Here is a 12,102-nt window from a genome sequence, read left to right on the forward strand (position 1 = left end):
GGTTTGTATGATATGTTAATTGGGGCAATTGAAGCAGGCGGTACGAAGTTTGTATGTGCAGTTGGTGATAAAAACGGGAAGATAATCGATAAGATCAGCCTTCCAACAGTTGACCCAGATGATACATTAAAAGCAGTGAAAAACTATTTTGCCAACTATGCAATTGAAGCGCTTGGTGTTGGTATGTTTGGGCCGGTTGATTTAGATAAAAAAAGTTCCGCATACGGTTCAGTTTTAAATACACCAAAAATAAGTTGGCGTAACTATCCGTTGCTTGATAAGCTTCAACATGATTTTTCAGTGCCCGTTTACTTGGACACAGATGTAAACACGGCTTGTCTTGGTGAGTACAACTACGGTGCTGGTAAGCATGCGGATAGTTGTTTGTACATTACAGTAGGGACTGGAATTGGTGCAGGATTTGTCTTACGTGGAGAAGTATTTCAAGGAAAGAATCATCCGGAAATGGGTCATATTTTACTTCGAAAACATCAGGATGATTCCTTTACAGGTAGTTGTCCAAGTCATGGTTCGTGCTTAGAAGGCCTTGCTTCCGGTACGGCGATTGAGAAGCGTTACGGCATAAAGGCAAATTTGCTGGTAGATAAAGAGCAAGTTTGGGAAATCGAAGCTTACTATTTAGCACAAGCAATGATGAATTACTATCTTATTTTGTCCCCAGAAAAAATTATCATTGGTGGGGGAGTAATGAAGCAGGTAAAGCTTTATTCGATGATTCGCAAGTATTTTTTGGATTTGCTGAATGGTTATTTAGAAGTGAAACAGGTGGATGATCTAATCGTTGCTCCAATGTTGAATGATGAGCAAGGTGTAAAAGGGGCTATTGCATTAACGCTAAAGTAATATGGAGAGTATTTGGGTAGATTGAATAGTTTTTTAACACGCAGCCAGTTCGTTAAACTCAAAGTTAAAATTATGTTTTCAATATATATAGGTGAAATGTTACCATATAATAAAATTCGTTGTCAGTGAAAAACGTTTTACAACATATGAAATACAAAGTACTGGATATGATTGTATACTAGTTTATTAGTTCACAAACTCACACCATGTTGTTCGCTGCTTAAACGAAAACGTTCCGTCGCACCTTGAATCCTCTTTTAAACATATAAATTAATGAAACTATGAATCCCTTAACTAAAACATATAAAGTTTTGTGGATGTAACAAGGATATAAATAGACATTTTGTGAAAACGTTGACAAACTATAAACGGTATGCTAGATTATTATTGTAAAATAAAATATCCTATATAGGAATGTAACCTTTAAAGGGCATAACCTGAGTTGTTTAAAAACGCTATACGTGCGTTTTTTAGGCAGTTCGGGTTTTTTGTTTTTTCATGCATGGATAGAAAAAGGCAGATTAAAAAGGGGATAAGGAATTTATTCACGCTATTTTTAGAATCATTCAAACAAAGTAAGAAAACCTAAGTCAAGTCTTCGTTTATCCCGCATGTAAGGTTCCGTAAGACTCCCACTTCAAGACCTGAGTTGATAGTGGGTGAAAACGGCACCTAAATGCCCGATTCGTTCAAGGGCCTTTAGGTCATACCCTTGCGGTACTAACATTCCGTGTAAAAAGCGTTCTACGGAATGAAGTTTCACTTTATCTACGTTATAGAAAAATAGAGCTTCAGTATAATTCACTGATAAGTGGTGTTAGTATAGACTTCAACAACTCCGATTCCATATGACCAATGCCTCTGAAAAGGCATAGCTTTTTCCGTTGCTAAAAATTTCAAATTTTGCATAACAGGTTTCATTTACAGGCAAATTACACTATCATAATAAGTATACAAACTATGGAAAACTAATATTTCAACTAAGAATTTGTTTAGAATGGGAGAATTCTTATGAAAATACAGGATGCATTGTTGGTTGGTGGGTTAGCAAAAGGAAAAGTTATCGCTGGTGAAAAAGGTATATCTCGTGATATCACAGCTATTGAAGTGATGGAAGTACCTGAGGTAAAAAGTTGGGTAACGTCTGGGGTTTTGGTTGTTACAACCTTTTATTCGATTAAGGATTTGCCAAACAGGCAAGTTGAGATTGTCCAAGCTTTAATTTACCAAAAAGCTGCTGGAATCGTCGTCAAACTAGGACGCTTTATTACTTCTATCCCAATTGAAATCATTCATTTAGCAGATCAGCATAATTTTCCAATTATAACCATTCCAAAGGATGTCACTTATATTAGTGTTTTAACACCCCTATATGAACAACTATATTTGGAAAAACAGCAAAAAACGGTAGAATTGCAGCACCCATTGTATGAAATTGAACAAACCAATTTTTCCTCTTTACCAGAAGCATTGAATCAAATAGCTGAAATTGTTAAATCCCCTGTATATATTGAAGATTTAGACGGTCGTTTGTTATATGCAGCTGCTCTATTTCATGCGGATGGCTGGCGGAGATCCACTTCACTGTTTTCAAAGCCCTACTATTCTGATTATATCAAAGAAGTTACTGGATGGGAGAATGACGTCTTAACGAATAAATATGCAGTATTCTATAAAACAGGGTTGCGCAGAAAGATTCTTCTTCCTCTCATATGGAAAAATAGTTTGTTTGCTATTTTGCATATTTCCTATACTGACAAAGAATTGTTTCAAGATGTTTCACCAAATCATTTAAACAATGTGGCGAATAAATTAAGTCAGCTCTTTATCAGTGACCAACTATATTTACAAAAAAATCGACAGGATGATTTAGAGGCAATTGAACAATTTTTATTGCACCTGGACGATATCAATGCAACGAAAACTGCAATAATTGTTAACTTTTATGGGAATTGGTTGAAACTAACGAACTATCCAAAGCATCAAGTTATTGATTACTCAAGCTTAATTAGAAAAGAACTCTATGGGCTCGTCAATCAGTTAACAACTTGTGAAAACTTTATTTTTGAGAAGTATAATAAATTTTATTTGTTCTTGTATTGTAAAGAAGAAACATATGGTCAAATTATAACTCAATGGAATGAAATTATTGAACGATTTAATGGAGAAGACAGCTGGAATTTTACTCGCGTTGCCATTAGCCCATCGATTAAAACACCAACCAGCTTTGAGGAGCACGTGCATACAGTAACTAAAACAATGGAGATCGGTTTAAAAATAAAGCCGGAACATACGATTTATACACATGATAAACTAGGTATTTATGAAATTCTTCTCCAATTAACTTCTGATCTGTTTGCTCGAAGATATACACAAAATGTTTTATTTCCATTACTTCAAGAAGATAATGATTTGGTGGAAACATTACAAATGTATTTAAATGAAAATGGTAATGTGTCAAAGGCTTCAGAAAAATTATTTATTCATCGCCGTACACTAAATTATCGAATACAAAAAATCGAGCAGTTATTAAATATGGACTTAAATGATGCCGACAATCGTTTTATTTTAAAATTTTGTCTAATGATTAAAGATCTGATATGATCAATTTTCATTTTAGAGACCTGTAGGTATACTTACACGGCAGATATCTTGTATCCGTTTAACTTAAGCGCTCGGCAGCCTAGCAAACTTCGCTCTCTTACGATAAGTCAACATCGTCTCGGATCTAAAGGAAGGCCGACTAAAAGCGGGCCTGTCGCTTAGACGTCGGCATACCCCTGTTTTAGAGGCATGTTTTCCTTATCCAGAATTTAAGGAGCCGTATTTCTCTTATTTGAAAAATCTGTTTGCCATCTTTATGAAAGAAATGGCTCCTAAATCCCAATCGTTTGGGCGACAGGACAAGAAAAAACCACGACAGACAGCGACGCATCGCACGCAGAAAAAGTGCTTTCCTTTTTCAAGGACAAGGAAAGCTACGACAGCGATACTTCGCACGCAGAAAAGTGCTTTCCTTTTCAAGGACAAGGAAAGCTACGACAGCGATACTTCGCACGCAGAAAAGTGCTTTCCTTTTCAAGGACTAGAGAGACTGCTTGAATAGGCATCGCAAGCAGAAAAAAAGCGTTTTTCTTTTTTAAAAACAAGGAAAGCTACGACAGCGAGCAAATTATATGCAGAAAAAGCAAACACTTTTCTTTTTTAAAGAACATTCGAGTTTAGCGTTTGTTCCTCTTCAAGGAGAAAAACACTCCTTAAATGAATTTTTACTTTATCCCGTATGTAAGATGCCGTAAAATTACTACTTCAAGATTATAGGGAATACGAAAGAAGTTTAAATTGGAGATTATGGCTCCTAAATGCCCGATTTATTCCTTGGGAAAGGCGTTCCACAGAATGAAGTTTCACTTTATCCAGTCAGAAGATTTCCAGTTTGTACATCGCTAACCGAGCGCTTCTAGCTTTTGTTTTACTTATCAGCAGGATATAGGGGAAATTCCCACTGAACCGTTTATTGTTTGGAAAAAATATTGCTTTTTTACACAGTTTAAATAGTAACAAAAAACAAATACTCAGGAAATTTTATAGATCTTGCCTTTTTGCCATGGCAAAAGTGAGAAAACTTAACCCGAATTTATTTCCCTCTTATTCCATTCCTGAGAATTGTTAAAAAATTTATAATTATAAAAAGGGATGGATAGATATTACGATTTTTTAAAAAGAAAAGTCCGTGAATATTTTATTTATTCATCATATATAAAGACCACCCGGACTTAATATTAATATTCGAAATAATTAAAATAAAAACTTTATTAAGGAGACTTTGTAATGCGTTATTTGGATGAAAATGCAATAAAGAATATTGCGGTTGGAGCTGCGGTACTTGGTACTGGAGGCGGGGGTGATCCTTATATTGGAGAATTAATGGCAATACAAGCTATTAAAGAGCATGGTCCTGTAAAAATGCTTGAGGTTGATGAAGTACCAGACGATGCTCTTGTTGTACCGATTGGCATGATGGGAGCTCCGACTGTATTATTTGAAAAAGCACCTGGAGAAAATGAAGCGAAAAATGCATTTCAACTTATGGAAGAACACTTAGGAAGAGAGATCTTTGCAACGATGCCGATTGAAATTGGTGGAGTAAATTCATTGCTTCCGGTAGCAATTGCTGCTCGCCTTGGTCTGCCAATTATCAATGTTGATGGTATGGGAAGAGCTTTTCCAGAGCTACAAATGGTTACATTCTATCTAGATGGTATTTCAAATAGTCCTTTAGTCATCGCTGACGAACGAGGTAATACTTCCATTCTTCATACTATTGATAATCATTGGTCAGAACGAATTGCTCGTAACATAACGGTTCAAATGGGGGGGTCTTCTACAGTTGCTCAATACTCCATGTCTGGAAAGCAAGTGAAGGATAGTGGTGTAGCTAAAAGTTTAACGTTTGCTGAAGGGATTGGAAAAATTATTAGAAAATCAAAACAAAATCCGATTCAGGAAGTATTATCTTTTACAAGTGGCTATTCTTTATTTGAAGGAAAGGTAATAGACATAGACCGGAAAACATCGACAGGTTTTGCCAGAGGAATTGCAACAATAGAAGGAATGAATGAAGATAAGGGAAAAACATTATCCCTACACTTTCAAAATGAATTTTTACTCGCTACAGAAAATGGCAAGCCTGTTTGCATTACTCCTGATTTAATTTGTCTGCTTGATAATGAAACTGGACAGCCATTTACGACAGAAGGGCTAAGATATGGAGTGAGATGTACAGTAATCGGCATTGCCTGTCACGAAAAATGGAGAACAGAAAAGGGGATCGAAACGGTTGGTCCAAGATATTTCGGCTATGATTTAGAATATATACCAATTGAAATAATAACCAGCGAGGGGGTGATGTAAAATGAGTTTTTATCGGATTGGAATTGATGTAGGTGGGACAAACACAGATGCGGTTATTTTAAATGAAGCTATGGAAGTAATTTCAGCGACAAAAATAATTACACAAGACAATGTCAGTGAGGCGATTTTATTAGCTTTAAAAGAAGTTGTGCAACAAGCCGGTATCCCAACGGAACAAATCACGCATGCTATGCTTGGTACTACACATTGTACCAATGCCATCGTTGAGCGCAAACATTTAAATAAAGTTGGGATTATCCGTATTGGCGCTCCTGCTAGTATGGCTGTTAAACCGCTTATCGGATTTCCGGAAGATCTACAGTCACACTTAGGTAACGAAGTATATGTTGTTCGCGGCGGACATGAATATGACGGGAGAGAAATTGTTCCATTAGATAAACAAGCAATTTATGATGCTGCTAGAAAGATGAAAGGAAAGGTAGATTCTGTAGCGATTACTTCGATTTTTTCGCCTGTAACTCAAGATCATGAAGAAGCTGCACAGGCAATTGTAAAAGAAGTATTAGGTGATGAGATTCCTATTTCTTTGTCGTTTGAAATCGGTAGTGTTGGTCTTATTGAGCGCGAAAATGCAACGATTTTAAATGCTTCTGTAGTTAATGTTGCAAAAGCAATGGCTAACGGATTTATCGCTGCTCTACATGAGGAAGGAATCGACTGTCAAGTTTATTTTGGACAAAACGATGGCACGCTGATGTCAGTGGAATATGCTATGAAGTACCCTATCTACACAATTGCTTGTGGACCAACAAATAGTCTACGTGGTGCATCTTATTTGTCAGATGTTGATAATGGGATTGTTGTCGATGTCGGGGGCACTACGACAGATGTAGGTGTATTGGTAGACACTTTTCCGCGTGAATCAGCGTTAGCTGTTGAAATTGGTAAAGTTCGTACTAATTTCCGTATGCCTGATCTTGTTTCAATTGGTTTAGGCGGCGGAACAATCATACGCATTAAGGAAGATAATACATTTACAATTGGTCCAGATAGTGTTGGATATCGTCTGAAGGAAAAAGCAATGGTGTTTGGCGGTGACACGTTAACAGCTACGGATATTGCTGTTTTCTTAGGAAAAGCAAATATTGGAGATTACAATAATGTTGCACATTTAGATGTTCCATTGCTGGAAAAAATTTATCAGCAAATGATAGCAATGGTAGAGAATGCCATTGATCAAATGAAAACAAGTGGAGAACCTGAACCTGTCATTCTTGTTGGTGGTGGAAGTGTTTTATTTCCTGAGCAATTAAAGGGAGCTTCTCACGTTTATAAACCTGAAAATTTTGGTGTTGCTAATGCTATTGGGTCAGCGATAAGTCAGGTTAGTGGACAAGTAGAACGTATTTATTCATTAGATCAATTCGGACGTCTTGAGGCAATTGAAGAAGCGAAACACTTAGCGATTGAGGAAGCAATCGCTGCTGGTGCAAATCCTGATACTTGCAAAATTGTTGAAATTGAAGATGTCCCACTAGCTTACTTACCAGGTAATGCAACACGTATAAGTGTAAAGGCAGCAGGTGAGCTATTGAAATAATCGAGATGATCAAAAATGTACACTTTGTTGTTGGCTGCTGGCTTATCCCGCATGTAAAGAGCCGTAAGACCTTCCACTTGAACTATGCTTTGTTTTTTGTACATGCACTAATAAATTTTATTATTTTCTAGATGATTTTAAAAAAGTATTTGATTGTTTAGGGAATATTTCTTTGGATAACTTTTTTGAAAATTACCATCATCTAGCTTAGGGGTTAAAGCTGGAGCAAACTTCGCTCCTCTTCTTTTGATAAGTCAACATATGCTCGAATCTAAAGGAAAGCCGACAAAAGCGGGCTTGCCACCCAATGTCGGCATACCACTGTTTAGAGGCATGTTTCTTTTATCCCGTTAGAAGTTCTTCGGGTTTGTACGTCGTTAACTGAGTGCTTCTAGCTTTTATTCCACTATAGGAAAGTATAAAACTTTATGGTTTATAGTATAAGAAAAAAACTATAGCTTTCGCCATAAAGACTTGGCGATAAGCCAAGTTTTTCTAAGCTTAAGTATCTGGAACAGAAGCCTGTACAGGTACTTATCGTAAAACAGAAAATTCATAACATGGAATCGACGTGGTGTTTAAATGTTATTTTCGTGCAAGGTAATCGTGACACATTGAACTTCTCCGTTTGTTGTTCCTAGATATCAATTTGCAACATATATAAGAGATTACCTTTTCTCTATATTTCGTCGTTTGGTTGCTGGATTTGAACAGCATGTTAGTATCGTGATGTCACTCACTATAATGAATTTTTAATACGCTTTTGATAAATGTTGAGATAAAAATTTAAGCATAAAGGTGGATTATTATATGGAAGAAAGAGAAGATTTAATATTACAGCCTGTTCCACTAAGCGAACGAATTGGTTGGAAAGCACCATTATTTAACGTACTTGGGACAAATATCGCTATTTCTGCTTTAATGGTAGGAAGTACATTAATAACCGGTTTAACATTAAAGGATTTGATTTGGGTCTCCATTATTGGAAATCTTATTCTTATGGCAATTCTCATTATTCAAGGAAATATCGGCAGCCGTGAAGGGGTAAATACGTATGTTATAGCTAAAGGGCCATTTGGAGAGATTGGTGGAACTTGGGTTATTTCTTTAATCCTTGGAATTACCAGCTTTGGATGGTTTGGTATTCAAGCCGGGGTTGCTGGACTATCAATAAAGCAAATATTTCCTAATATCAACTTAACATTAACGGTGATCATTATAGGAATTTTGATGGTGGTAGTTGCAGCATATGGGTTTAATACGATGGCATTATTTAATTATATTGCGATTCCACCACTAATTGTATTAATTGTTTGGGCACTGATTAAAGCGATTGATCAAGGCGGAGGGATTAGTCCAGTACTTGATTATACTCCGGAAAACCCAATAACAATGATTAAGGGCATTGATATTGTTGTAGGCTTAATTATTGTAGGTGCAGTTATTTCTCCTGATTATCTCCGCTATACACGCGGAATTAAAGATGTCGTTATTGTGGGATTTGTCGCTGTAGCATTAGTGACATTTTTTCAACAAGTTGCAGCCGGAATAATGTCTGTTAACGCATTGAATACAGATATTACGGAAGTATTGAAATCATTAGGATTTAACTGGGTAGCTTTTGTCGTATTAATCCTTGCTGCCTGGTCTACGAATTTAGCCAATGCTTATTCAGGTGGACTAGCCTTAAAAAATATTTTTCCAAATGTAAAACGAATTTATTTAACGTTAATTGCAGGAAGTGTGGGTATCATTTTAGCGGCATTTGATATTATTAGTGTCTTTCAAGGATTTTTAAGCTTTCTGAGTATGACTGTATCAGCAATCGCCGGTGTGATTTGGGTAGAGTATTATATTATTCAGAAAAAGAAGCTTGTTATCCGAAAAGGAATCCATTGGCTGGCAATCTTTGCCTGGATTGGCGGGGTAGTTGTTTCATACCTATCTTCAAAATGGGGATTTGGAATTGCACCAATTAATTCTATTATTGTAGCTGGCTTATTGTATTTCGCTTTAGAAAAAGCATTTGACAATAAAGTGTTATCTAATTGAAAAACAGAATGGAGTTGAGTTCGTTGACCAAAAAAGTGTCCATTGGCATTATTCAAATGGAGGCAAAGCTAGGTGATGTAGAGTTTAATTTACAAAAAGCTGCAAAATTTATTAAGCAGGCAGCATCGCAAGGAAGTGATATTGTTTGTCTTCCAGAACTTTTTTCTACCGGCTATCATTTGGCATACCTTAAGGAAAAAACAAATGAATTAGGCTTAAAATATTTTCAACAAAGTGTAGAAGTATTGAGCCAAACAGCAAAAGAAAATAACGTATATGTCATTGCTCCGATTGTTGAACAAAGAGAATTAGCAGGAGTGGCTTATAATTCTGCTTTGGTTTTTGATAGAGAAGGAAATATAGTTGGAAGCTTTGCAAAAGCACATTTATGGGCATTGGAGCGATTTTACTTTAAAGAAGGATCTGAGTTCCCTGTATTTGATACAGACTTTGGAAAAATCGGCATTGCCATTTGTTATGACGCTGGTTTTCCTGAGGTATCTAGAAGTCTTTGTTTACAAGGAGCAGATATTATCTTTGTGCCTTCTGCATGGAGAATAGAAGATGAGGATATGTGGGATTTAAATCTGCCCCAACGCGCTTTGGAAAATGTATTATTTACAGTTGGTGTAAATAGTGTTGGAGACCAACATGGACTGCATTTATTTGGAAAAAGTAAGGTATGTAATCCACGTGGGCAGATTATAAAAGAGCTGCCTACCGATAAAGAAACAGTCGAGGTTATTGAGATTGATCTTGAAGATATTCTTAAATATCGCACTGAAATTTCTTATTTACGTGATCGTAAACCATTTATGTATAATTTGTTAACAGAAAAATAGCCATGATAGTAAGGATGACTAAATTTCGTTTAACAGTGGCGGCATTCTTATCATTTCGGATAAGAATGCCGCTATTTTTTATACTATAGGAAAGTATAAAACTTTATGGTTTATAGTATAAGAAAAACTACAGCTTTCGCCATAAAGACTTGGCGATAAGCCAAGTTTTTCTAATAAAAATAAAATTCTACGACTGGTGAGTCCCCTTTTTTTTGAAGCGTATCTTTGTCCAGTTTAAGCGTTCGTGCTGCTAGCAAACTTCGACCTTCTTCCTATGGATAAGTCAACATTGGCTCGAATCTAAAGGAAGGCCGACTGAAAGCGGGCTTGCCGCTCAGGCGTTGGCATACCTCTGCCTGCAGGGCATGTTTCCTTTATCGCTTTAGAAGGTCTCTAATCTATGCCGTTAACCGAGTGCTTCCGGTTTTTGTTCAGAAACAACAATCCTTTTATAAGCTTAGAATATTGGTTTTCTGAGATTGAGTTGTTTCGTGTTAAGTTAGATTTGTTTCAATTTTAAGGTAGTTCCCCGAATAGAAAAACGATCATTAAGGAAGAGATAAAATGAATTTTCTCTTTGGTTTTGGAAAATAGTTGACGCTTCGACTTTCTTGCTATTTATCCCGCATATAAGGTGCTGTAAGACTCCCACTTCAAGAATTGGAGAATCCATACTGCAACAAGTCTAAGTTGGAGATTACAACACCTAAATACCCGATTCGTTAAAGGGCCTTTAGGTCATACCCTTACGGTAGTAACATTCAGTAGAAGATGGAAGAAAACTCCTACTGAATGAAGTTTCACTTTATCTTTCTCTTGAACACACACTATAAAAAAGAAAATATGGGAAAACTTTGAGATTGATTTTTTCCCACTTATTCCATTCCTGCGAATTGTTTAAAAATTTATAATCATACAAAGGGGTGAATGTATGCTAGGAATAATAAGAGTACTAACTACAAAAGACAATCAAGTCTTACAGGAGCATGGAAATCGTTTGACTGAATTATATGGGATTCGGTCTAAGTCGAGCTGTATTGCTTCCCAACCAAATGGCATTTATGATGATGAATCGGAAAAGGTCGCTATACCTAAAATTGTCGCTTTAGCACAAGAAATGGCCAAGGATGGGCAAATAGATGCGATTACGATTAGTTGTGCTAAAGACCCAGGACTTGAAGAAACAAGGCAAGCGGTGAATATTCCAGTATTCGGCGCAGGTATATGTGGAGCACATGCAGCGAGTATGGTGGGAAGTAAAGTAGCGGTAGTTGGTATAACAGAGCAACCTCCACCGACAATGAAAAAACAATTAGGTGAAACATTTTATAATTATGCGTTTTCGCCACGTTTGCGAAAAACGACAGACCTATTTCAACAGTATGCCAAGCCTGAATTGCTTCGGGTCATCAATAAGGCTTTAGAAGCTGGTGCGGATGTAATTTTATTTGCTTGTACCGGTTTTTCTACGATTCGCCTTAAAGCGTATTTACAAAAGCATATAGAGGTGTTTGCAAATAACTTTTTTGCCAAGGACTTAGTGCCGCCTGTATAGAACATATGCCGTTACGATAGAGTCCGGTCTATCTGGCAATGTAGGAATGCTTTTATTACTTTGGGCCATTCCTGGTGCAATCATTCAGTTAATTGGCGGGCCAAAACGACAAATGGGCATTCTTTTAGCAACTGGTCTTTTAATCATTAATCCAATTGCGGGGTGGGCTATAATGGCTGGAATATTACTTCGTACGATTGTGCTGAAGGTTAAAGGTCCAGAAGCAGAAAGTACGATGTATACAACAGCTGCTGGGTTTATTGCTGGGGATGCTATTTATAGCTTCTTTTCATCGATATGGAAAGTAAAATAAG

At 36.7% G+C, this 12,102-nt stretch carries 9 protein-coding genes; all 9 read left to right on the top strand.

Annotated features, from left to right (window positions below; genetic code table 11):
• Positions 1 to 12 precede the first annotated feature (12 nt).
• The 9 genes from KQI21_RS08315 (at position 13) to KQI21_RS16130 (ending at position 12,101) form a co-directional block, all read left to right on the top strand.
• The gene (locus tag KQI21_RS08315; RefSeq protein WP_216483739.1) at positions 13 to 864 is read left to right on the top strand and encodes an ROK family protein; all 852 of its coding nucleotides are present in this window, start codon (positions 13 to 15) and stop codon (positions 862 to 864) included.
• 1,011 nt (positions 865 to 1,875) lie between these two features.
• Positions 1,876 to 3,468: a PucR family transcriptional regulator gene (locus tag KQI21_RS08320; RefSeq protein WP_216483740.1), complete on the top strand. Its 1,593-nt coding sequence runs from the start codon at positions 1,876 to 1,878 to the stop codon at positions 3,466 to 3,468.
• Between the two features lie 232 nt (positions 3,469 to 3,700).
• Positions 3,701 to 3,970: a hypothetical protein gene (locus KQI21_RS08325; protein WP_216483741.1), complete on the top strand. Its 270-nt coding sequence runs from the start codon at positions 3,701 to 3,703 to the stop codon at positions 3,968 to 3,970.
• 725 nt (positions 3,971 to 4,695) lie between these two features.
• Positions 4,696 to 5,778: an S-methyl thiohydantoin desulfurase family protein gene (locus KQI21_RS08330; RefSeq protein WP_216483742.1), complete on the top strand. Its 1,083-nt coding sequence runs from the start codon at positions 4,696 to 4,698 to the stop codon at positions 5,776 to 5,778.
• Position 5,779: 1 nt separating this feature from the next.
• Positions 5,780 to 7,339: a hydantoinase/oxoprolinase family protein gene (locus tag KQI21_RS08335; RefSeq protein WP_216483743.1), complete on the top strand. Its 1,560-nt coding sequence runs from the start codon at positions 5,780 to 5,782 to the stop codon at positions 7,337 to 7,339.
• A gap of 810 nt (positions 7,340 to 8,149) precedes the next feature.
• Complete coding sequence (locus tag KQI21_RS08340; RefSeq protein ID WP_216483744.1) at positions 8,150 to 9,391, top strand: cytosine permease; 1,242 nt, start codon at positions 8,150 to 8,152, stop codon at positions 9,389 to 9,391.
• A gap of 23 nt (positions 9,392 to 9,414) precedes the next feature.
• The gene (locus KQI21_RS08345) at positions 9,415 to 10,233 is read left to right on the top strand and encodes a nitrilase-related carbon-nitrogen hydrolase (protein ID WP_253291365.1); all 819 of its coding nucleotides are present in this window, start codon (positions 9,415 to 9,417) and stop codon (positions 10,231 to 10,233) included.
• Positions 10,234 to 11,164: 931 nt separating this feature from the next.
• Entirely contained in the window at positions 11,165 to 11,788 is a 624-nt protein-coding gene (locus KQI21_RS16125) for an aspartate/glutamate racemase family protein (protein ID WP_309245525.1), read from the top strand.
• Positions 11,789 to 11,834: 46 nt separating this feature from the next.
• Entirely contained in the window at positions 11,835 to 12,101 is a 267-nt protein-coding gene (locus KQI21_RS16130) for an OPT/YSL family transporter (RefSeq protein ID WP_309245526.1), read from the top strand.
• The last annotated feature ends 1 nt before the right edge of the window (position 12,102 follow it).

This window comes from Virgibacillus proomii, from assembly GCF_018916875.1.
GTDB classification, from domain to species: domain Bacteria; phylum Bacillota; class Bacilli; order Bacillales; family Amphibacillaceae; genus Virgibacillus; species Virgibacillus proomii_B.